Annotated in this window: 23 protein-coding genes and 1 pseudogene; 13 read left to right on the top strand and 11 right to left on the bottom strand. The window is 69.8% G+C overall.

Going from position 1 to position 20,955, the window contains the following annotated elements; genetic code table 11:
• Window positions 1–407 (top strand): methyl-accepting chemotaxis protein (locus Q0V34_RS18535; RefSeq protein ID WP_297515106.1); only part of this gene is annotated, 407 nt, incomplete at its 5' end.
• Window positions 408–513: 106 nt separating this feature from the next.
• Window positions 514–1,694: pseudogene (locus Q0V34_RS18530) on the top strand (carbohydrate porin).
• Between the two features lie 9 nt (window positions 1,695–1,703).
• Here Q0V34_RS18530 and Q0V34_RS18525 read toward each other — a convergent pair.
• The 4 genes from Q0V34_RS18525 to Q0V34_RS18510 all read right to left on the bottom strand — a co-directional run bounded on the left by Q0V34_RS18525 (window position 1,704) and on the right by Q0V34_RS18510 (window position 5,472).
• Window positions 1,704–2,366: a glutathione S-transferase gene (locus tag Q0V34_RS18525; protein WP_297515103.1), complete on the bottom strand. Its 663-nt coding sequence runs from the start codon at window positions 2,364–2,366 to the stop codon at window positions 1,704–1,706.
• A 77-nt stretch (window positions 2,367–2,443) separates the two neighbouring features.
• Window positions 2,444–2,884: a hypothetical protein gene (locus Q0V34_RS18520; RefSeq protein WP_297515109.1), complete on the bottom strand. Its 441-nt coding sequence runs from the start codon at window positions 2,882–2,884 to the stop codon at window positions 2,444–2,446.
• Window positions 2,885–2,893: 9 nt separating this feature from the next.
• On the bottom strand, window positions 2,894–3,787 hold the full coding sequence (locus Q0V34_RS18515) for a kinase (protein WP_297515100.1): 894 nt from the start codon (window positions 3,785–3,787) through the stop codon (window positions 2,894–2,896).
• Complete coding sequence (locus Q0V34_RS18510) at window positions 3,787–5,472, bottom strand: sensor histidine kinase (RefSeq protein ID WP_297515097.1); 1,686 nt, start codon at window positions 5,470–5,472, stop codon at window positions 3,787–3,789. Before Q0V34_RS18510 ends, Q0V34_RS18515 begins: the two co-directional genes overlap by 1 nt.
• Window positions 5,473–5,621: 149 nt before the next feature.
• On the opposite strand from Q0V34_RS18510, the gene pgsA reads away from it, so the two are divergent.
• On the top strand, window positions 5,622–6,239 hold the full coding sequence (pgsA, locus tag Q0V34_RS18505) for a CDP-diacylglycerol--glycerol-3-phosphate 3-phosphatidyltransferase (RefSeq protein WP_297515092.1): 618 nt from the start codon (window positions 5,622–5,624) through the stop codon (window positions 6,237–6,239).
• An 81-nt stretch (window positions 6,240–6,320) separates the two neighbouring features.
• The gene (locus Q0V34_RS18500) at window positions 6,321–8,102 is read left to right on the top strand and encodes an SLC13 family permease (protein WP_297515089.1); all 1,782 of its coding nucleotides are present in this window, start codon (window positions 6,321–6,323) and stop codon (window positions 8,100–8,102) included.
• 12 nt (window positions 8,103–8,114) lie between these two features.
• Here the strand turns inward: Q0V34_RS18500 and Q0V34_RS18495 are convergent, their stop codons facing one another.
• On the bottom strand, window positions 8,115–8,294 hold the full coding sequence (locus Q0V34_RS18495) for a hypothetical protein (RefSeq protein ID WP_297515086.1): 180 nt from the start codon (window positions 8,292–8,294) through the stop codon (window positions 8,115–8,117).
• 282 nt (window positions 8,295–8,576) lie between these two features.
• Here Q0V34_RS18495 and Q0V34_RS18490 point away from each other — a divergent pair, with 282 nt between their 5' ends.
• On the top strand, window positions 8,577–8,786 hold the full coding sequence (locus tag Q0V34_RS18490) for a cold-shock protein (RefSeq protein WP_297515083.1): 210 nt from the start codon (window positions 8,577–8,579) through the stop codon (window positions 8,784–8,786).
• Window positions 8,787–9,099: 313 nt separating this feature from the next.
• Here the strand turns inward: Q0V34_RS18490 and Q0V34_RS18485 are convergent, their stop codons facing one another.
• Entirely contained in the window at window positions 9,100–9,267 is a 168-nt protein-coding gene (locus tag Q0V34_RS18485; protein ID WP_297515080.1) for a hypothetical protein, read from the bottom strand.
• Between the two features lie 117 nt (window positions 9,268–9,384).
• On the opposite strand from Q0V34_RS18485, the gene Q0V34_RS18480 reads away from it, so the two are divergent.
• A complete protein-coding gene (locus Q0V34_RS18480) occupies window positions 9,385–10,590 on the top strand; it encodes a patatin-like phospholipase family protein (RefSeq protein WP_297515078.1) in 1,206 nt (401 codons plus the stop codon).
• Here Q0V34_RS18480 and Q0V34_RS18475 read toward each other — a convergent pair.
• Window positions 10,544–11,305 carry a LytTR family DNA-binding domain-containing protein gene (locus Q0V34_RS18475; RefSeq protein ID WP_297515075.1) on the bottom strand — a complete coding sequence of 254 codons (762 nt, stop codon included), beginning with the start codon at window positions 11,303–11,305 and terminating at the stop codon, window positions 10,544–10,546. The two genes, Q0V34_RS18480 and Q0V34_RS18475, sit on opposite strands and share 47 nt — an antisense overlap.
• Before the next feature lie 106 nt (window positions 11,306–11,411).
• Here Q0V34_RS18475 and Q0V34_RS18470 point away from each other — a divergent pair, with 106 nt between their 5' ends.
• A complete protein-coding gene (locus tag Q0V34_RS18470; protein WP_297515072.1) occupies window positions 11,412–12,056 on the top strand; it encodes a DUF2306 domain-containing protein in 645 nt (214 codons plus the stop codon).
• Here Q0V34_RS18470 and Q0V34_RS18465 read toward each other — a convergent pair.
• Genes Q0V34_RS18465 through Q0V34_RS18455 form a run of 3 tightly spaced genes read right to left on the bottom strand, consistent with a single transcriptional unit; the run spans window position 12,025 to window position 13,531 of the window.
• Entirely contained in the window at window positions 12,025–12,699 is a 675-nt protein-coding gene (locus tag Q0V34_RS18465; protein WP_297515070.1) for a glutathione S-transferase family protein, read from the bottom strand. The two genes, Q0V34_RS18470 and Q0V34_RS18465, sit on opposite strands and share 32 nt — an antisense overlap.
• A complete protein-coding gene (locus Q0V34_RS18460; RefSeq protein ID WP_297515068.1) occupies window positions 12,696–13,169 on the bottom strand; it encodes an SRPBCC domain-containing protein in 474 nt (157 codons plus the stop codon). Before Q0V34_RS18460 ends, Q0V34_RS18465 begins: the two co-directional genes overlap by 4 nt.
• Window positions 13,166–13,531 carry a helix-turn-helix transcriptional regulator gene (locus tag Q0V34_RS18455; protein ID WP_297515065.1) on the bottom strand — a complete coding sequence of 122 codons (366 nt, stop codon included), beginning with the start codon at window positions 13,529–13,531 and terminating at the stop codon, window positions 13,166–13,168. The genes Q0V34_RS18460 and Q0V34_RS18455 overlap by 4 nt, the downstream gene beginning before the upstream one ends.
• Before the next feature lie 200 nt (window positions 13,532–13,731).
• Here Q0V34_RS18455 and Q0V34_RS18450 point away from each other — a divergent pair, with 200 nt between their 5' ends.
• The 5 genes from Q0V34_RS18450 (at window position 13,732) to Q0V34_RS18430 (ending at window position 18,958) form a co-directional block, all read left to right on the top strand.
• The gene (locus Q0V34_RS18450; RefSeq protein ID WP_297515063.1) at window positions 13,732–14,073 is read left to right on the top strand and encodes an endonuclease domain-containing protein; all 342 of its coding nucleotides are present in this window, start codon (window positions 13,732–13,734) and stop codon (window positions 14,071–14,073) included.
• A gap of 245 nt (window positions 14,074–14,318) precedes the next feature.
• Window positions 14,319–14,666, top strand: coding sequence for a barstar family protein (locus tag Q0V34_RS18445; protein WP_297515061.1), 348 nt, complete (start codon window positions 14,319–14,321; stop codon window positions 14,664–14,666).
• A gap of 316 nt (window positions 14,667–14,982) precedes the next feature.
• Window positions 14,983–18,276, top strand: coding sequence for a carbamoyl-phosphate synthase large subunit (gene carB, locus Q0V34_RS18440; RefSeq protein ID WP_297515056.1), 3,294 nt, complete (start codon window positions 14,983–14,985; stop codon window positions 18,274–18,276).
• Between the two features lie 53 nt (window positions 18,277–18,329).
• Window positions 18,330–18,626, top strand: a complete 297-nt coding sequence (locus Q0V34_RS18435) for a nucleotidyltransferase family protein (RefSeq protein ID WP_297515053.1) — start codon at window positions 18,330–18,332, stop codon at window positions 18,624–18,626.
• A 59-nt stretch (window positions 18,627–18,685) separates the two neighbouring features.
• Window positions 18,686–18,958 carry a HepT-like ribonuclease domain-containing protein gene (locus Q0V34_RS18430; protein ID WP_297515050.1) on the top strand — a complete coding sequence of 91 codons (273 nt, stop codon included), beginning with the start codon at window positions 18,686–18,688 and terminating at the stop codon, window positions 18,956–18,958.
• Between the two features lie 59 nt (window positions 18,959–19,017).
• Here Q0V34_RS18430 and Q0V34_RS18425 read toward each other — a convergent pair whose 3' ends face one another.
• Window positions 19,018–20,154 carry an NAD(P)/FAD-dependent oxidoreductase gene (locus tag Q0V34_RS18425; RefSeq protein ID WP_297515048.1) on the bottom strand — a complete coding sequence of 379 codons (1,137 nt, stop codon included), beginning with the start codon at window positions 20,152–20,154 and terminating at the stop codon, window positions 19,018–19,020.
• A gap of 81 nt (window positions 20,155–20,235) precedes the next feature.
• Between Q0V34_RS18425 and Q0V34_RS18420 the strand changes: the two genes are divergently transcribed.
• Window positions 20,236–20,904, top strand: a complete 669-nt coding sequence (locus Q0V34_RS18420; RefSeq protein ID WP_297515047.1) for a TetR/AcrR family transcriptional regulator C-terminal domain-containing protein — start codon at window positions 20,236–20,238, stop codon at window positions 20,902–20,904.
• Window positions 20,905–20,955: the final 51 nt, after the last annotated feature.

Here is a 20,955-nt window from a genome sequence, read left to right as displayed (position 1 = left end):
AGGGCTTCGCGGTCGTGGCCCAGGAGGTGCGGGCCCTGGCCCAGCGCTCGGCCGACGCGGCCAAGGAGATCAAGACGCTGATCGCCCAGTCCGGCGCCCAGGTGGAGGCCGGCGTGGAACTGGTCGGCCAGACCGGCGAGACCCTCAACCGCATCGTCCACGAGGTGCTGCGCGTCCACGGCCTGGTCAACGACATCGCCCGGTCCTCCGAGGAGCAGGCCGTCGGCCTTCGCCAGGTGAACGTCGCGGTCAATCACATGGACCAGGTCACCCAACAGAACGCCGCCATGGTGGAGCAGACCACCGCCGCCACCCACTCGCTGCGCGGCGAGGCCCTGGACCTGGCCGGACGGGTCGGAGAGTTCCGCCTCGAGGCCGGACGCGCCCGCCCGCGCGCTGCGGCATAAGCGCGCATCGGGTACATAAACCATATCTAAATCAGTGATTTAACCGAAAATAAGGCCAAGCTTGGGACACTGGCGTCAGGTTTAGAAGAAGCCAAGGACGACAGTGATGAACACCCGCCGTTTGGCCTTTATCGGCCAGGCCGCCCGCGCCTTGACGCTGGCCGGACTGATCGGCGCCGCGACGCCAGCCCTGGCCGACCAAGCGCTGAGCCTCAAGCTGGCCTACGTCGCCGACGCCACCGGCGTCGCGAGCGGGGGTAACGCGCACAAGGTCCGCGTCCTCGACAATCTCAAGGTCTCGGCGGACGTGGATCTCGACAAGGCCTTGGGCTGGTCGGGCGCGAAGCTTCACGTGACGGCGCTGAACAATTCCGGGGCCAATCCCAATGGCGACGCCGGCACGCTGCAGGGCGTGGACAACATCGAGGTCAGCCGGCAACGCGCCCGCCTGTTCGAGGCCTTCGTCGAGCAGGCCTTCGCGGGCGAGCGGGGGTCGCTCCTGCTGGGCCTCTACGACGTCAACAGCGAGTTCTACGCCAACGACGCCGCCGGCCTGTTGATCGCCCCGGCTTACGGCGTCGGCTCGGAACTGGCCGCCACCGGCCCCAACGGGCCGTCGATCTTCCCGTCCACGGCGGTCGCGGCGCGCCTGCGCTGGACCAGCGAGGACGGCGCCTACGTCCAGGCGGCCGTGATCAACGCCCACGCCGGCGTTCCGGGCGATCCGGGGGGCATGCATATGGGCCTGGGCGACGGCGTCCTGGCCATCGGCGAGACGGGCCTGAGCGGCGCGGGCAAGCTGGCCATCGGCGGCTGGACCTATTCCAAGCGCCAGGACGACTGGCGCGACGTCACGCCCGCGGGCGATCCGGTGCAGCGACGGGCCTATGGCGCCTATATGCTGGCCGAACGCCAGATCCTGGGCGGCGAGACCGGGCCGGGCCGGATCACCGCCTTCGCCCGCGCGGGCGTGTCGGACGGCGTGACACGCCCTTCAAGGGCGGCTGGCAGGCGGGCGTACTGATCGACCAGCCGGTCGCCGGCCGTACCGCCAGCCGGGCCTCGTTCGGCGTCAACCAGGGCTTCCTGTCGGGCCGCGAGCGCGCCAACGGCCGCGACGCCGGCCGGGACATCGGCTCGGTGGAAACCGCGTTCGAGGCGACCTATGCCGACACCCTGGGCCCGGTGACCCTGCAGCCGGACCTGCAATACGTCATCCGCCCGTCCGGCGATCGCGCCGCGCCCGACGCGGTGATCGCGACGCTGCGGGTGCGGATCGGCTTCTGACGCGCCTCGTCAGGCGTAGGCGTAGGGTCCGCCGCGCCGCAGCGCCCGCTGGTAGGCCGGGCGCGCGTGAATCTTGTCGAGGAACGCCTTGATGCGCGGGCGGCCGCCCGCGCCGGCCCGCGCCGCGCCGGCCTCCAGCGGGAAGCTCATCATGATGTCGGCGCCGGTCATCTCGCCGCCGGCGAACCATTCCGACTTGGCGAGCTCGGCCTCCCAATAGTCGACATGGGCCTTGAGCTGCGGATCGACGAAGCCGGCCTGGGCGCGGGCGGCGATCGACTTGACCAGGCCCTTCATCAGGCCGGGGGCGCGGTCGGGCAGGGCGGTGAACACCAGCTTCAGCAGCAGCGGCGTCATGGCCGAGCCCTCGGCGTAATGCAGCCAGTAGGTATAGCGCAGCCGCTCGGGCGCGCCGGCCGGCGGGATCAGGCGGCCCTGGCCGTAGGTCTCCAGGATGTAGTCGACGATCGCGCCGGTCTCGGCGATCGTCTTGTCGCCGTCGGTGATCACCGGCGACTTGCCCAGCGGATGGATCGCCCGCAGCTCGGGCGGCGCCAGCATGGTCTTGGCGTCGCGCTGATAGAGCTTGATCTCGTACGGAACCTCCAGCTCCTCCAGCAGCCAGAGCACGCGCTGGCTGCGCGAGTTGTTGAGGTGATGGACCACGATCATGGCGCTCTCCGCTTCGGCCGCGGGCCGACGATGGGCGTCCGGCGCAGGTTCGGCAAGTTTCCCCTCGGGGTGCCGGGCTAGATCGCCGGCGGGTTAGGCAGCGCCGCCAGGTCGGGTTCGACCCAGCCGCGCCGGGCCTCGACCGAGAACAGGCGCTCGCGCGACCAGTGGGTCAGGGGCCAGGCCTTGTCGCCCAGCGGCGAGGCGAGGAGCGCGGCGGCGGCCCGCGCGTCCGAGGTGCCCTCCGGCAGGTCGGCGACGAAGGCGCGGATGGCGGCCAGATAGGCCTGAGTGATCGTCTCGTGATAGCCGCCGTGGTCGTCGTTCACCCCGCCGACCGCGACGTTGCAGGCGCGGATGATCCCCGGCAGGTCGCGCTCCAGGCCTTCGTTCCGGGTGCGGACGAGGCGCAGGGTGGCGGCCAGGTGCGCGGCGTGGGTCCACTGGTCCTTGGGCAGGGTGCGGTCCAGCAGACGCTCGGCCAGGGCGGCGATGTCGGCGTCGTCATAGGCGGTCATGCCGGTCATCTAGGCCGGGTCCCCGCGCACGACCAGGCCCTCGGCGGGCCGCCGCGCCGCGTCCAGCCGCGCCACGACGTCGGCGACGCCCGGCAGGTCCTCGGCGACCCAGCGGGTCAGGCGCTCGTAGTGCATGACGAAGCGGTCGAGCGCGGCCTCGTCCATCGTCTGGCCGGGGCCGCCGATCCGCTCGCGCAGGCGGGCCTCCTGTTCGCCGCGCCAGCGCCGGACAACCGAAAAGTCCGGGGCGGTCATCAGCACCAGACGGTCCAACCGGGCGAACAGCGTCGCGTACGGACCCGAGAGGGCGGCGTTGGCGTAGGCGCGCCAGACCCCTTCCGGGTCTTCGTCTCGCTCCAGGGCGTTGATCGGCCGGCTCAAGGCGTCGGGCGGCTGAGGCCGGGCCCCGACGCACCAGCCTTCCAGCAGGACGATGTCGGCCGGTCCCTCGAACACGGGCCAGTCCCTGGCGGGCGCGCGGTCGTCGGCGCCCTTGTCGAAGCGGGGCAGGGCGGTGGGGCCGGCGCGCGCCAGGGCGTCCAGCACGGCCATGCCCAGCAGAGGATCGTGGGTGCCCGGAACGCCCCGCGTCCGCAGCAGCGGATGGACGCCCCGCGCCAGCCGCGCGCGCTCGGCCCGCCCCAGATAGAGGTCGTCCAGCGACAGGACCGCCACCCGCAGGCCGCGCGCCTCCAGAAGCCAGGCCACGAGCGCGGTAAGGGTCGACTTGCCCGAGCCCTGGGGGCCGCAGATCCCGACGATCAGCGGCGCGGACCGGCCTTGCGCCCAAGCCGCGAGGCGGCGGGCCAGCGGCTGGTGCAGACGCGCGGCGAGGTCGCCGAAGGCGGGCGGCAGGCGCTCGTCGCGGACGAAGTCGGCGATCAGCGCGTCCTCGCCGGACATCAGAAGCTGTTGCTCCAGCGGACGGCCTCGGGCAGCGGCAGGCTGGCCTCGAACACCAGCCCGTCGGGGCGGAAGTCGAACCGCGCCTGGCCCTTCTGTTCGCGCCGGATCGAGTTCTCGATCAGGCGGGTGCCAAAGCCGGGCAAGGCGGGCGGCTGGACCGGCGGGCCGCCGATGTCGCGCCAGACGAAGACCAGGTTGTCGGTCACCGGATCGCGCCGCCAGGTCAGCTCGACGCGCCCTCCGGGGGCCGAGAGCGCGCCGTACTTGACGCTGTTAGTGGCCAGTTCGTGGAACACCATCGAAAGTCCCACCGCCGTGTGGGGCGGCAGGGCGACCTCCGGACCCTCGCGCGTCACCCGGTCGACGTGGGCCCCCAGGCTGGCGGTGATCAGCTGGCCCATGTCGGCCTCGCGCCAGCCGGTGCGGGTCAGGAGATCGTGGGCGCCGGACAGGGCGATCAGCCGCTCGGTGAACACGTCCAGCGGCGCGCTCCAGTCCTTGGACAGCGGCGCCTTGGCGAAGCTCTGGCGGGCCAGGGCCTGGACCGTCGCCAGGGTGTTCTTCACCCGGTGGTTCAGTTCGTTGATCATCACGCCCTGCCGCTCCTGGCGCGCGGCCAGTTCGCGCGAGGCGTGGCGCAGGGCGGTGTGGACGGCGGCGATCTCCTCGAGACCTCCGGGCGGCGCGGCCGGCAGGCTCTCGCCCCGGCCGATGGCCCCGGCGTCGCGGACCAGGCTTCGGATCTCGTCGTTGATCCGCCGGGCATAGGCGAGCGACAGGCCGATCCCCAGCACCAGCAGCAGCAGGAACACGCCGGAGCCGATCACCACCGAGCGGTTCATCGCGTCGCCCTGGGCCGAGCGCGGGAGCGCGACCGAGAGGGTCCAGCCCGTCTGCGGCGAGCGGGTGTAGGCCACCACGGTGGGCTCGCCCTCCAGCGAGACCGTCTTCAGGAAGCCCTCGGTCGAATGGGCCAGGCTCTCCCTCATCTCCTTGGAGACGATCGCGCCGGTGAAGCGCTCGTTCTGCCGCGAGCGGGCGATGACCCGCAGATTGTTGTCGATCAGGGTCGCGAACCACCGGTCGGGGACGCGCTGCTGGCGGAACACCGAGGTGAAGGACGCCGCGTCGACCACGTAATAGAGGACATAGAACTTGCCCTTGACCATGATCCGCGTGCCCACCCCGATCACCGGCCTGCCGGCGACGGCGCCGTTCAGCAGGTCCGAGATCTTGCTGCGGCCCGCCCCGTAGGCGCTTTCCTCCTCGCGCGTGCGATTGCTGCGGGGCAGCGGCGCGCCGTAGGGGCGCAGGGTGTTCAGGATCTGCTGGCCGTCGGCGTCGGCCACCACGACCCAGCCGTGGCGACCCTCGACGGCCCTCAGCGCGCGGGCGTGAAAGGCCGCCCAGTCGCCGTTGATCAGGGCCTGGTCGGTGGCCAGGGTCTCGGCCACCGAGACGCCGACCGCCGCCTGGCGGTCGACCGCGCCGCTCAAGGCCCGGGCGGTGGTCACCATCTGCTGATAGAGCTGGCCGCGCGACTCCCGGTCGGCCTGGGCCAGCAGAAAGCCCATCGACAGCAGGGCCGGCGCCATCAGGCTGACGGTCAGGAGGATGAGCCGGCCGCGCACCGACCCGACCCGTCGCCGCCGCGCGGTCTCCTCCCGGTCCAGCCGTTCCATGCGAGCGCGCCCGCGGCGACGAGAGCGCGGCGTCGCTCCCCGAACTTGTATATCGGAGCGAGTCGTGTCCCGCGTCCGAAAAATCGGCTGGCGCGGTTAACGAGCTCCGCCGTATCCGGGGCGGCGATTTGTGCGTTATGACAGGCGCCATGAAAGCCCTGCCCAACATCCTGACCAGTTCGCGCCTCGTGATGGCGCTGTTCATGTTCGTCGCCCTGGCGGCGGCGGCCGGCGCGGTTCCGTTCGTCAGCGAGCGGCTGACGGCCGACAGCCAGCTGCGGCTGGAGCGCTGGGCGTTCTACGCCTTCGTCGTCGCCTCGGTGACCGACTTCTTCGACGGCTGGCTGGCGCGGAAGCTGGACGCGGTCAGCGTCTGGGGCGCGATCCTCGACCCGATCGGCGACAAGATCCTGGTCTGCGGGGCGCTTCTGGGCCTGATGGCCCTGGGACCCAACGCCATGGTCGTGCTGCCGGCGGGCTTGATCCTGTTCCGGGAATTCACCGTCAGCGCCCTGCGCGAGGTCGGCGCCGGCAAGGGCGTCAAGCTGCCGGTGACCCTGCTGGCCAAGTGGAAGACCACGCTGCAACTGGTGGCGATCGGCGCCGAGATGATCCTGGCCTCGTGGGGCGCCTTCAACCTGTCGCCCGAGCCGTCGGTGATGGGCGGCTTCACCGTCGTGGCCCATGGCCTGCTGTGGCTGGCCACCCTGGTGACCCTGATCACCGGCGCCCAGTACTGGGAAGCCGCCCGCAAGGCGCTGACCTAGAAGGATCCTCCCCCAGCGGGGGAGCATCTTTTTCGCCTCGGCCCCGTTCCCCCTCAAGCACGGCTTTCGGGGAACCCACGCGTGACATTGCAGCAAGGCCTGTCCTTCGGCCTGATCGGCGCGACCATCATCGCCTTCGTCTGGGGCCGGTGGCGCTATGACCTGATCGCCCTGGGCGCCCTGGCCGTCGGCATGGCGCTGGGGCTGATCCCGGTGAAGGCCGCGTTCGACGGCTTCGCCAACGACATCGTCGTCATCATCGCCAGCGCCCTGGTGCTGTCGGCCGCCGTGGCGCGGTCGGGCGTGGTGGACCGGCTGCTGGCCCCGCTGCTGCCTCGCCTGAAGGACGAACGCGCCCAGGTCCCGGTGCTGGCCGGAACCACGGCGGTGCTCTCGATGGCGACCAAGAACGTCGGCGCCCTGGCCCTGGTCATGCCCAGCGCCCTGCAGATCGCCCGCCGCACCGGCGTCTCGCCCGGGCGCCTGCTGATGCCGATGAGCTTCGGCTCGCTGGTCGGGGGTCTTGCCGTACTGGTCGGCACCTCGCCCAACATCATCGTCTCCGAGGTGCGCCAGAAGGCGCTGGGCGAGCCCTTTCGGATGTTCGACTTCATGCCGGTCGGCGGGATCCTGACGGTGCTGGCGGTCGCCTATCTGACGGTCGGCTACCGCCTGCTGCCCAAGACGCGCCAGGCCGCCATCGATGTCGACGCCGCCCTGGCGGCCAAGGCCTATGTCACCGAGGTCGAGGTCCCGGAGGGCTGGAGCTTCGACGGGGGACGCGTCGGCGGGCTCCGCAAGGCCGCCGACGGCGCGGTGACCGTCGTGGCGCTGCTGCGCGGCCGCCGTCGGATCGACGCGCCGCACGCCAATCTGAAGATCGCTCCGGGCGACGTCCTCCTGCTGGAGGGCGAGCAGCAGGAACTGAACGAGCTGATCGTCAAGGCCAAGCTGCGCCTGCGCGACGCCGACCGTCCGGTGGCGATGAAGGAGCCCACCGACGAGGTGCGGGTGGTCGAGGCCGTGATCGGCGGCGAGTCGGACCTGATAGGCCAGTCCGCGCGGAGCCTGGCGCTCAGCGACACCCACGGCGTCAATCTGCTGGGCGTCAGCCGCAGCGGCCATCGGATGGCCGGGCGTCTGGCCACCGCGCGCCTGCGCTCGGGCGACATTCTCGTGCTGCAAGGCGCCGAGCAGTCGCTGCCGACCGCGCTTCAGGCGCTGGGCCTCTTGCCGCTGGTCGAGCGCGAGGTGCGGCTGGGCGGGGTGCGCCACGCGGTGCTGCCCTCGGTGATCCTGGCCGGCGCCATGGCGCTGGTGGCGACCGGGATCGTGCCGGTGGCGGCCGGCTTCTTCGGCGCGGCGGTGCTGGTGGTGGCGACCGGCGCCCTGCGGATGCGCGAGGCCTACGCCGCGCTGGAAGCGCCGGTGCTGGTCCTGGTGGCGGCCCTGATCCCGGTCAGCGACACGGTGCAGAAGACCGGCGGCGCCGACCTGATCTCGGCCTGGCTGTCGGGCGCCTTCCACGGCCTGCCGCCCATCGCGGTGCTGACGGCGATGATGGCGGTGGCGATGGCGGCGACGCCGTTCCTGAACAACGCCGCCACCGTGCTGATCGCCGCGCCGATCGGCCTGGGCGTGGCCCAGCGCCTGGGCCTGTCGCCGGATCCGTTCCTGATGGCCGTGGCGGTGGGCGCCGGCTGTGACTTTCTCACGCCCGTCGGCCACCAGTGCAACACCCTGGTGCTGGGACCCGGCGGCTATCGCTTTGGAGACTACGCCCGGCTTGGCGCGCCGCTGACGGCCCTGATCCTGCTGGTCGCGCCCTGGCTGATCGCCTGGATCTGGCCCTTCGCGCGGTAGGCGGAGCAAGCCCTACCGCCTGGGCGCCTTCAGCGCGCGCCGGCGCGCGGCCTCCTGTTCCAGCGGCCCGATCACCTCGGCCACCTGGACGCGCTGGGCCGGCGTGCCGACCACGTCCAGCCGCCGGGCGTTGGACAGCAGCTGGGTCAGATCGCCGTCGCTGAGGGTGGGAATCTTCTCGAGCAGGGTCATGTGGAACTCCGAACGCGTGGGCAGGAAATCTCGCCCCGGCAAGGCAACGTTCGAAGAAGCGTCGCGACCCAGAAATTCGTCAAAAGTCGTGCGGATTTATTTTCCTTGATTTCGAAAATAAAATCGGAGTAGATGGGACATCGAATTCGCTGCCGATCGGCCTGCTATTCCTTGCTCCCGATGTGGAGCGCCGGACGCGCCTTCCGAACTTCCAACGAAATTTGATCGCTGCGCGAGACGTTTTCGCGCGGCGAACACACATGCCTATTGAGGAAATTGAGAATGGCTACTGGAACCGTGAAGTGGTTCAACGCCGCCAAGGGCTTCGGCTTCATCCAGCCGGACAACGGCGGCTCGGACATCTTCGTCCACATCTCGGCCGTCGAACGCGCCGGCATGAACGGCCTGAACGACGGTCAGAAGATCGGCTTCGAGCCGGAAGTCGACCGCCGCAGCGGCAAGACCTCGGCCGGCCAGCTGCAAGCGGTCTAATCGACCCTCGCATCTGAGCTCGCGCTCAACGGAACAGGCCAGCGCTCGCGCTGGCCTGTTTTCGTTTGGAGGTGTTAGTCGGCGGCTGCTTTCGATCGTCCATGGACTCCCTTCCCCCTCTATGGGGGAAGGGTCGGGAATGGGGGTGACCTGCTGAGGTTAGGTCGCGAACGTTTTCCACCGCCGCATCACCCCCACCCCTGCCCCTCCCCCATCGAGGGGGAGGGATGTGCTCTTTCGAGCGCCCGCTCACGTCTTGCATGACATCCAAGCGGACCGCGACCGACGTTCAGCCTGCACTCGACGCCCACCGCTACTCCGCCGCCAGCAGGCGCGGCGGCGGGGCGTCGTCCTCGACCACCTCAACCCCCGTCGGGCCGTGCAGCAGCCAGGTGAAGTCCTCCGCCAGCGGCGCGCGGCGCGGTCGTTCGGCCCGCATCATCGCGGCCAGCACGCTTGTCCCCGTCATTCGCAAGACCATGGCCGACTCTCCATCTCTGATATTGAGAATGACTCGCAAATCATGGCCGTGGCAAGGCCGGCGGTTCCCCTAAGGAGGCGAGTTGGCTAATCATCGGCGGGAACCCGGAGAAGCTCGATGCCCGGCCTTCGCGTCCTGGCCGCCCTGGCGCTGACCCTGTGCCTTTCGGCCTGCGGCACGCTCCCGCGCGAGGCGTTCACCGCCGCCGACCTGGGGTCGGTCGCGCCCAGCGGCCTGGCGGATGTCCGGTTCAGCGCGGTCGATCCCCAGGCCAGCCTCAAGTTCGCCCAAGGGGTCCACGACCGGCTGGCGGGGCGCAAGGTTAATGTGCTGGCCATCTCCGGCGGCGGCTCCAACGGGGCCTACGGCGCGGGGGTGCTGGTGGGCTGGTCGGACGCCGGGACGCGGCCCGACTTCGACATCGTCACCGGGGTCTCGACCGGCGCCCTGACCGCGCCCTTCGCCTTCCTGGGCAAGGACTGGGATCGGCGGCTGACCCAGGCCTACACCAGCGACGCCGTCGACCGCATCCTGCAGAAGCGGGGTCTCGACCTGTTCTTCGCGCCCAGCGTGTTCCGCAACCATGCCCTGCGCCAGCTGGTCGACAAGTACGTCGACCCGCCGATGCTCTACGCCGTGGCCGTCGAGAACGCCAAGGGCCGGCGGCTGCTGATCGCCACCACCAATCTCGACACCGAGCAGACGGTGATCTGGGACATGGGGGCGATCGCCGCGCGCGGCGACGACGCGGCGCTGAAGCTGTTCCGCGAGGTGCTGGTGGCCTCGGCCAGCATTCCGGGCGTGTTCCCGCCCAGCCTGATCGAGGTGCGAGGCGCCAATCGCAAGCTGTCGGAGATGCATGTCGACGGCAGCGTGACCACGCCCTTCTTCATCGCGCCCGAGGCTTTGCTGCTGTCGATCATGCCCGATCGCGACAAGGCGGGGCCGGGCGAGGTGCGGGTGATCGTCAACGGCCAGATCGACGGCGGCTTCGGCTTCACCAAGGGCGACGCTCTGTCGATCCTGGGCCGCTCGTGGATCGCGATGAACAAGGCCCAGATGCGCGCCAACCTGACCGCCAACGCGGCCTTCACCCGGCGCAACGGCGGGGCCTTCCAGTACACGGCCATTCCGGACGACGCTCAGGGCGACTTCTCGGGCCTGGACTTCTCGGCCGGCAGCCTGCGTTCGCTGTTCGCCCTGGGCTACAAGCTCGGCAAGACCGGGACCGCCTGGGTGGCGCCGGTCGATCCGGCGGCGCCCGGCGGCAAGACCCTCACAGCCAGCCCGCCGCCCGCAGCACTGGCGCGTGCCGGCGGCTGACCGGGACGGTCAGATCGCCCAGCAGGCGCAGCTCGCCCGCGCCGCGCCGCCAATGGGCCGACTGGATCGCCTCGGCCGCCACCCACCACGAGCGATGGGTCTGAAAGCCGTGGGCGCCGGCCAGCTCGGCCAGGGCGTCCGAGAAGCGCAGGGTCAGAAGTTCAGAGCCCGCGTCGGTATGGACCCGCAGATAGTGGTCGTGGGCCTCCAGCGCGATCAGCCGGGCGGTCCTGCGCTTGGCCGACAGCCGCTGGCGAAAGGCCGCCTCGGCCTCGGGCAGGGGCGGGGCGACCACCACCCGCGTCTCGACGACCGGCGCGGCGGCGGCCGGCGCGCGCCAGGTCAGGATCCTCACGGCCATGACCAGGCCGCTGATCACCCAGACGCGGAACCACAGGATCGGGGGCGCCACGAAGCGGTGGTTCGCGTGCATGTTGAGGACGCCGACCAGCGCCACGACGAGCGGCGTCATCAGGGTCGTGATGACGATCAGGCGGCGCCAGAATCCGCTCAGCCGCCTGCCGACCAGCTCGTCGAGCGCGACGCCGATCAGGCCGCCGCCGACGATGCTCTGCAGCCAATAGGCGGCGCGATCGCCCAGCGGCAGGTCGGCGGTGCCGAACGGCCCCAGCACGGCCAGCACCAGCCCCAGCAGGGTCAGCAGGGCCAGATCGACGGCCAGGCGTCGCGATCGTCGAGCGTCCAGAAAGCCCATCTATCCCCGTCCCGGCGCCGTTCGCGCAGAATGGGCGCCGCTCGCGAGCTTGCCGTAGCGCGGGGTCGCGGCGCTGGCAATCTCGGCTCGAAACGGAGCCGAACCCATGCCCAAGATCCTGTCCCGCGCCGCCTGGGGCGCGATGACCTTCCTCAGCCTCGCCGTGGCCCTCGTGTCCTATCGCTACCTGCCGCGCGTGGGGCCCTTGGCGCCGAATGTGATGGCCAATCCGTTCGCCAACCCGTTCCTGGATCTGCACGTCGCGGGCGCGGCCACGGCCCTGCTGGTCGGGCCCTTCCAGTTCCTGGGCGGCCTGCGCGCCCGCCGCCCCGGGCTGCACCGGGCGCTGGGCCGGCTCTATGTGGCCGGCTGCCTGGCCGGCGGGATCGGAGGCCTCGTCCTGGCGTTCGGGTCGACGGCGGGGCCGGTGGCCGCCGCCGGGTTCGGCCTGCTGGGCGCGGCGTGGATCGTCACGACGGTCCAGGCCTTCCGGCGCGCGCTGGCCCGCCGCATCGCCGAGCACCGCGCCTGGATGATCCGCTCGTTCGCCCTGACCCTGGCCGCGGTGACCCTGCGCCTCTACCTGCCGGCGGCGACCCTCGCCGGAGAGCACTTCTTCGAGGCCTATCGGGCGATCTCGTTTCTGTGCTGGGTTCCGAACCTCTTGCTGGCCGAGGCTTGGTTGCGGGTGCGGCCCGGCCCCGCGCCGGGCGTCGACGCTAGCCCCAGCCCGGCGGCGGCGACCCCATGAAGTCGGCCATCTGGGCGGCCAGGGCCTTCTGGAACGCCGGCCGGCCGGTGCAGCGCTCCAGATAGGCGTTGAGCCGGGGCTGGGACCGGATCAGGTCGGTGCGGTCGATGATCCGCAGCACGGTCGTCATCAGGAGATCGCCGGCGGTGAAGCGGTCGCTGTCCAGATAGGGATTGTCGCCCAGGCGCTGGGCCAGCTCGGCGGCGCGCTTCTCGACCCAGGCGACCATCGCCGGCCGGCGCGCCTTGGCCCAGTCCTGGTCGGCGTGGAAGAAGTCGAGCTCGCCCAGGGTCTGGATCGGCGGCTCCATCGTGTTCAGCGCCGCGAACATCCAGCTGATCGTCCGCGCGCGGCCGGCCGGATCGGTCGGCATCAGCGCCGGCGCGCGCTCGGCGATGTGCAGGACGATGGCCCCGCTCTCGAACATGTCGACCTCGCCGTCCTGGAAGGCCGGAACCTGGCCGAACGGCTGATGACGGCGATAGTCGGCATTGGCCTGTCCGGGCGACAGCAGGTCGGTGCGGTAGGGCAGGCCGGCTTCCTCCAGCGCCCAGCGGACCCTCAGGTCGCGCACCTGGCCCTTGGCGAAGTCCGGAACCCAGGCGAAGGCCGAGACGGTGGGCGTGGCCACATGAGCGTTCATTGCGCGGTCTCCAGATAGGCGGCGAGCTTGTCGAGCAGGCTGGTCCAGCCGAAGACGTGGGCGTCGCGGGCCTCGATCGTCTTGAACGGCGCCTGATGGAAGCGAAACAGCGTCCGGCCGCTGGCCAGGGCGATGAAGGTGACGGTGATCACGCTGTCGACGTCCCACGCGCCGTCGTCCCAGCGGAAGGTCATGACGATGCGCTCGTTCGGGACGATCTCCCGGTAGACGCCGGACTTCCAGACCTCGCGCCCCTCGGCGCTCCGCATCCCGAAGCGGTAGGCGCCGCCGACGCGGAAGTCCTGCTCGACGCCGATCGGCGTGAAGGCCTTGGGCCCCCACCACTTCATCAGGTGCTCGGGCCGGGTCCAGACGCGGAAGACGAGATCGCGCGGGGCGTCGAACAGGCGCTCGATCAGGAGCTCGTCGTCCTGGATCACCTCGCCCTGAAGTATGGGGGTGTCGGTCATGCTGGCGGGTCCTTGAGGTTCGGAGGGTTGGCGGCGGCCTCCTCGGCTTGCAGCTCGGCCAGATAGACGGCCATGCGGTCGAAGCTCTCGTCCCAGAACCGGCGATAGTGCTCGATCCAGGAATGAGCCCGCTTCAGCGCCTCGGGCTCCAGCTTGCAGGGACGGGCCTGGGCCTCGCGCGTCCGACTGATCAGCCCCGCGCCCTCCAGCACCTTCAGATGGCGCGAGACGGCGGGCAGGCTGATGTCGAACGGCTCGGCCAGCTGATTGACCGTGGCCTCCCCCGACGCGAGGCGGGCCAGGATCGCCCGGCGGGTCGGATCGGCGAGGGCGGCGAAGGTGATGGAGAGGGAGTCGGCCATTTATTTAACGAGTAGGTTATTTAAATATGTTGTTAAATTCAAGTTCAGAGGCTGTCAACGCGCGAAATCCCTCTCTCTGGAGAGAGGGAGGGGCCCATCCCGACAAGAGTCGGGATGGGAGGGTGAGAGGCTTCACCGCCGGCCGAGAAATTTAGATTCCTCCGCTTGAGCGCGCGTTTCGGCCGCGTCAGGCTCCGACCATGGATCGGATCGCCACCGCCCGTCGCCTCCGCCGAGACCAGACCCTGGCCGAGAGGACGCTGTGGAACCTCGTCCGCAACCGCCGCCTCGGCGGCTTCCGCTTCCTGCGTCAGCACCCGATCGATCGCTACTTCGCCGACTTCGTCTGCGAGTCCGCGAAGGTGATCGTGGAACTGGACGGTCCCGTCCATGAGGGGCGCGAGGACTATGACGACCGCCGCACCGAAACCTTGGCGCTGTTCGGCTATTTCGTGCTGCGATTCCGCAACGAGCGGGTGCTGACCGATCCGGGCGGAACGGCGGACGAGATCCTCGCCGTGCTGCGGTCGGGAAGGCTGTAGCCTCTCACCCTCCCATCCCGACTGTCGTCGGGACGGGCCCCTCCCTCTCTCCAGAGAGAGGGATAGCGGGAGAGCACTGGACCTTCGTCGCCCCACAAAAACCCTCTCTTCGGAGAGAGGGAGGGGCCCGCCGCCGCAGGCGGTGGGAGGGTGAGAGGCTTCACGGCTGGCCGGATGGGCCCTGGGCCTGATTACCGCGCTCAACCCATTGCGGCCTTTCACCGAATGCTGGCTAAGCTACGGCCATGAATACCGCTTTGGTCGTAATCCCCACCAAGCTCATCACGGATTGGGAGACCTTCCACGACGTGTTTGCAGGTGCGCTGGGCTTTCCGTCGTTCTACGGACGGAACATGAATGCATGGATCGACTGCATGACATCAGCCGATGATCGAAACGCGCAGATGGTCGCCAGAGCTGTGTCGCCCGGCGAGCTACTCACCCTTCAGTTAGACGACGTGTCCGATTTCGCGTCGCGCTGTCCGGAGCTCTTCAAGGCGCTGCTCGAGTGCACGGCTTTTGTGAACTATCGGCGCGTTGAAGTCGGAGAAAAGCCTGTGCTTTCTCTCCTTATGTCTGGCTATTTCTTCTAGCGACGCGCTTCCGCTCACCACACCCTTCCGACCCCGCAAACGCCCGCTCGCCGGCCTCGATCACCGTCGCGCCCAAGGCCGTTGATCGCGATGACCGTCCGGCGGCCGCCGTAGCCTCTCACCCTCCCATCCCGACTTGCGTCGGGACGGGCCCCTCCTTCTCTCCGAAGAGAGGGATTCAAGATCCCGTTAACCCCCGCCCAAGTTCCGGACTTGCGCCCGCCCGACTCCGTCTCTAAACGGGCGGCTTAACCTGCAAGATGGTTCGACAGCGGGCGCGTGGTTGTGCGCGACCGTGTCTTCGCGCGAGTTAGCCATGCCCAAACGTACCGACCTCTCCTCGATCCTGATCATCGGCGCTGGGCCCATCGTCATCGGTCAGGCCTGTGAGTTCGACTATTCGGGCGTGCAAGCCTGCAAGGCCCTGCGCGCCGAGGGCTATCGGATCATCCTGGTCAACTCGAACCCCGCCACGATCATGACCGATCCGGACGTGGCCGACGCGACCTATATCGAGCCGATCACGCCCGAGATGGTCGCCAAGATCATCGAAAAGGAGCGCCCCGACGCGCTCTTGCCGACCATGGGGGGCCAGACCGCGCTGAACACCGCCCTGGCGCTGGAAGCCAACGGCGTGCTGGCCAAGTTCGGCGTCGAGATGATCGGCGCCAAGGCCGAGGTCATCGACAAGGCCGAGGACCGCCAGAAGTTCCGCGACGCCATGGACAAGCTGGGCCTGGAAAGCCCCCGCTCGCGCGCCTGCCACACGCTGGAAGAGGCCATGGAAGGCCTGGAGTTCGTCGGCCTGCCGGCGATCATCCGCCCGTCCTTCACCCTGGCCGGCACCGGCGGCGGCATCGCCTACAATGTCGAGGAGTTCAAGGAGATCGTCGAGCGCGGCCTCGACCTCTCGCCGACCACCGAGGTGCTGGTCGAGGAGAGCGTCCTGGGCTGGAAGGAGTACGAGATGGAGGTCGTCCGCGACAAGGCGGACAACTGCATCATCGTCTGCTCGATCGAGAACATCGACCCGATGGGCGTCCACACCGGCGACTCGATCACCGTCGCCCCGGCCCTGACCCTGACGGACAAGGAATATCAGTGGATGCGCGCGGCCTCGATCGCCGTGCTGCGCGAGATCGGCGTGGAGACCGGCGGCTCGAACGTGCAGTTCGCCGTCAACCCGAAGGACGGCCGCATGGTCGTCATCGAGATGAACCCGCGCGTGTCGCGCTCGTCCGCCCTGGCCTCGAAGGCCACCGGCTTCCCGATCGCCAAGGTCGCCGCGCGCCTGGCCGTCGGCTACACGCTCGATGAGCTGAAGAACGACATCACCGGCGGCGCGACCCCGGCCTCGTTCGAGCCCTCGATCGACTATGTGGTCACCAAGATCCCGCGCTTCGCCTTCGAGAAGTATCCGGGCTCGGAACCCCTGCTGACCACGGCCATGAAGTCGGTCGGCGAGGTGATGGCTATCGGCCGCACCTTCAAGGAAAGCGTCCAGAAGGCCCTGCGCGGCCTGGAGACCGGTCTGTCGGGCTTCGACGAGGTCGAGATCCACGGCGCCGATGACCCGGACACTGGCAAGGCCGCCGTCGTGCGGGCGCTCGGCACGCCGACCCCGGACCGCCTGCGCGTGATCGCCCAGGCCTTCCGCCATGGCCTGACGGTCGACGAGGTCCACGCCGCCTGTTCCTACGAGCCCTGGTTCCTGCGCCAGATCGCCGAGCTGATCCGCCAGGAAGGCTGGATCCGCGCCGGGGGCCTGCCCAAGGACGCCGTGGCCCTGCGCGCGCTGAAGGCGCAAGGCTTCTCCGACAAGCGCCTGGCCCAGCTGAGCGGCCAGAGCGAGGCGGCCGTGCGCAAGCTGCGCCACGACCTGGCGGTCCGCCCGGTGTTCAAGCGCATCGACAGCTGCGCCGGCGAGTTCCGGGCCGAGACGCCCTACATGTACTCGACCTACGAGACCGGCGCGCTGGGCCAGATCCCCGAGTGCGAGAGCGAGCCGTCCGACCGCAAGAAGGCGGTGATCCTGGGCGGCGGTCCCAACCGGATCGGCCAGGGCATCGAGTTCGACTACTGCTGCTGCCACGCGGCCTTCGCGCTCGATCAGATCGGCGTCGAGTCGATCATGGTCAACTGCAACCCCGAGACCGTCTCGACCGACTACGACACCTCCGACCGCCTCTATTTCGAGCCGCTGACGGCCGAGGACGTGCTGGAGCTGCTGCATGTGGAGATGGGCAAGGGCGAGCTGGCCGGCGTCATCGTCCAGTTCGGCGGCCAGACCCCGCTGAAGCTGGCGCATGCGCTGGAAGAGGCCGGCATCCCGATCCTGGGCACCAGCCCCGACGCCATCGACCTGGCCGAGGATCGCGAGCGCTTCCAGCAGTTGCTGCACAAGCTGGAGATCGCCCAGCCGGTCAACGCCCTGGCCCGCACCCGCGAGGAATGCTTCGAGGCGGCGCACAAGGTCGGCTATCCGATCGTCATCCGCCCGTCCTACGTGCTGGGCGGTCGCGGCATGGAGATCGTCCGCGACGACGAGCAGCTGGAGCGCTACGTCAACACCGCCGTGCAGGTCAGCGGCGACAGCCCGGTGCTGATCGACCAGTACCTGTCGCGCGCCACCGAGGTCGATGTCGACGCCCTGTGCGACGGGACCGACGTGTTCGTGGCCGGCGTGATGGAGCACATCGAGGAGGCCGGCGTGCACTCGGGCGACAGCGCCTGCTCGCTGCCGCCGTTCTCGCTGAAGCCCGAGACCATCGAGGAGCTGAAGCGCCAGACCGTCCAGATGGCCCTGGCCCTGAACGTGCGCGGCCTGATGAACGTGCAGTTCGCCATCGAGGAGCCGCACTCCGATGCTCCGCGCATCTATGTGCTGGAAGTCAATCCGCGCGCCTCGCGCACCGTGCCGTTCGTGGCCAAGACCATCGGCCAGCCCCTGGCCGGCATCGCCGCCAAGGTCATGGCCGGCGCGTCGCTGAAGAGCTTCGGCCTGACCGACAAGCCCTACGACCACATCGCGGTCAAGGAAGCGGTGTTCCCGTTCGCCCGCTTCGCCGGCGTCGACACGGTGCTGGGTCCGGAAATGCGCTCGACCGGCGAGGTCATGGGCCTGGACTGGCTGCGCGACGGCGAGACCAGCATGGCCCCGGCCTTCGCCCGCGCCTTCGCCAAGAGCCAGCTGGGCGGCGGCGTCAAGCTGCCGCGCAAGGGCGTGGCCTTCGTCTCGGTCAAGGAAAGCGACAAGCCCTGGATCGTCGAGCCAGTGAAGCTCTTGCAACAGGCGGGTTTCACGGTGCTGTCGACCGAGGGCACCCGCGCCTACCTCGCCGAGCAGGGCGTCGAGGTCGACTACGTCAAGAAGGTCCTGGAAGGCCGGCCGCACATCGTCGACGTGATGAAGAACGGCGGCGTGCAGCTGGTGTTCAACACCACCGAGGGCAAGCAGGCCCTGGAGGACAGCTTCGAGATCCGCCGCACGGCCCTGATGATGAAGGTGCCGTACTACACGACCTCGGCCGGCGCCCTGGCCGCGGCCCAAGCCATCGCCGGCGCCCCCGACGAGGCCTTGGACGTGCGGCCGCTGCAGAGCTACGCGTAGGGCCAAGCGCTGGCGCTTGTGACGGGCCGAGGGGTTTCTGATATCCTCGGCCCATGACCCGTGACGAAGCCCTCCGGATCCTCAAGCGTCATGAAGGCGAGCTGCGCCAGCGCGGCGTGGCGCGCGCCGCTGTCTTCGGCTCGGTGGCCCGCGACGAGGCCCGGCCAGGCAGCGACATCGACGTAATGATCGAGTTTCGTCCGGACGCCGTGGTCAGTGTCTGGGCCTATGCGGGTCTGAAGGATCTCATCCAAGGCTACTATGCCGAGCCGGTCGACGTGGTGACCCGCAACGGGCTGAACCGCCACATCCGGCCCGCCGTCGAGCGGGAAGCGCTCTATGCCTTCTAGGGCCGAGGCGGTCCTCCTGCATATCCAGGACAATATCGCCTTCGCCCGCCAGATCGTCGGTGATCGCTCGGCGGACGCGTTCGAGCACGACCGGAGCGTTCTACGCCGCCACGCGGTGCCTGGAAATCATCTCGGAAGCCTGCCGCCGGCTGCCGGACGATCTCACCGGGCGCTATCCGATGATCGATTGGCGCGCCATAAAGGCGGCGGGCAACATCTATCGCCACGAATATGAAGGGGTCGAGGAACGGATCGTCTGGACCACGATCCGTGATTTCCTGGGCGATCTCGAGGCGGCGGTTCGCGCCGAGCTGAACGATTTGACGGGCTAGGCGGAACGCGGTCGGTCATCCCGGATGCGCGGTGATCGGGCCCATGGCGTGCGCGACCCCTAAGCCTCCGCCCGGCCCATGGACTGGAAAAAGTCCAGCAGGCTGTCCGGCGCCTGATCGTCGAGGCATAGGCCCAGAACGCGGCGCGACTCCTTGGCGGCCGCGTTGGAGCGCGGGAACATGCGCGCTTCGTAGTCCGCGAGGGCGGCTTCGAGATCGTCGGGATGGGCCAGGATCGCCTCGGCCAGTTCCGCCCCGTCGAGCATGGCCAGGTTCGCGCCCTCGCCCGCCGGGGCCGACAGGTGGGCCGCGTCGCCCAGCAGGGTGACGCCCGGCGTCCGCGTCCAGGCGTGATCGTCGGGCAGGGCGTGCAGCGCGCGACAGACCGGCCGGCCGTCGCTTTCGGCGATCAGATCGGTCAAGGCCGGGGCCCAGCCGCCGAATTCCGCCAGGAGCCGCGCCTTGGCGGCGGCCTCGTCGAGCGCGGCGACCGCCTCGATCCAGTCGAGAGGACGCTTCAGGGCGACATAGGCGTGTAGCACGCTGTCGGCCTCGCGGTGCGCGAAGACGCCCCGGCCCGGCTCCAGCGCGAACATCGCGCCGCCGCCCACGGCCTCGGCGCTGGCGGGATGGCGGCGATCGGCGTCGCGCAGCCAGGTCTCGAAGAAGCCCACGCCGAGATAGTCGGGCGTGGCGGCCGAAACCAGCGGGCGCACCTTCGACCAGGCGCCGTCGGCCCCGACGAGCAGGTCGGTGACCTCGGTCGTCCCGTCGGCGAAGCTCAAGCGATGGCGACCGCCCTCCAGCCCCTCGATGCTCACGACCTTCTTGCCCCAGCGGACCGCGCCGTCGGGCAGCGAATCGAGCAGCAGGGCGCGCAGGGCGGTCCTGGGCACTTCGGGGCGACCGCCTGTTCCGTCGTCGGGTCTGTCCAGCAGCACGCCGGCGTGACGGTCCAGGACCCGCGACGCCTCGCCGCCCGGATGGATCAGCGCGCTGAACGCCTCGAACAGGCCCGCGGCCTTCATGGCCCGCTGTCCGTCCTGTTCGTGGATGTCGAGCAGGCCGCCTTGGCGGCGCGCGTCGGGCGAGGCGTCGGCCTCGAACACGGTGGCGGCGACGCCGTGGCGATAAAGCACGCGGGCCAGGGTCAGGCCGCCGAGGCCCGCGCCGACAATGCCGATGGAAAGGGTCATGAGAAGCTCCGCGCGATGAATGGAACGACGTTCCATTTCGTACCTGTTGGAACGTCGTTCCAGTTATGTCAAGCTCCGGTCATGAGCAAAGCCCCTGGCGCGCCGCGCCGCGCCGACGCCCTGTCGAAGGCCCGCATCGTCGAGGCCGCCATCGAAATCCTGGACGAGGCCGGCGACGGGGCCCTGACCTTCCGCGCGCTGGCGAGCCGCCTCGCCACCGGGGCCGGCGCGATCTACTGGCACGTGGCCGACAAGACGGCCCTGCTCACCGCCGCCGCCAGCGACGTCGTCGACCATACGCTCGCGGGAGGCGGGGACGCGGCGTCGCCCCGCGCGGCGATCCAGGCGGTCGGGCTGCGCCTGTTCGACCTGATCGACGCGCGGCCCTGGGTCGGCGCTCATCTGGCCCGCGAGCCGCTGCAACCGGCGGGCCTGGCCATACTGGAAGCCCTGGGGCGCCCGCTGGAGGCGTTGGGCGCGCCCAGCCGCGCGCGCTTCGAAGTCGTGACCGCCCTGGCGACCTATATCCTCGGCGCCGCCGCCCAGAACGCCGCCAACGCCCGACAGGGGCCGCCGGGCCGGGTCCGCGAGGACGAGCTGGCCAAGGTCGCCACCGCATGGGCCGGTCTCGATCCCAAGCGGTATCCGTTTCTGCGCGGCATCGTCGACCAGATGGCCCAGCATGACGATCGGGAGCAGTTTCGGGCGGGGCTGAACCTGATCCTCCGGGGCGTGGAGACCTTGGCCTAGGTGTCGTTTCCAAGAAGGTTGTTTACACGCTGCCAGGGGGTGAGGCCGCCG

The sequence above is a fragment of the uncultured Caulobacter sp. genome (assembly GCF_947036865.1).
In the GTDB taxonomy this organism is placed as follows: Bacteria; Pseudomonadota; Alphaproteobacteria; order Caulobacterales; family Caulobacteraceae; genus Caulobacter.
This window is presented reverse-complemented; position numbering and strand designations above follow the sequence as displayed.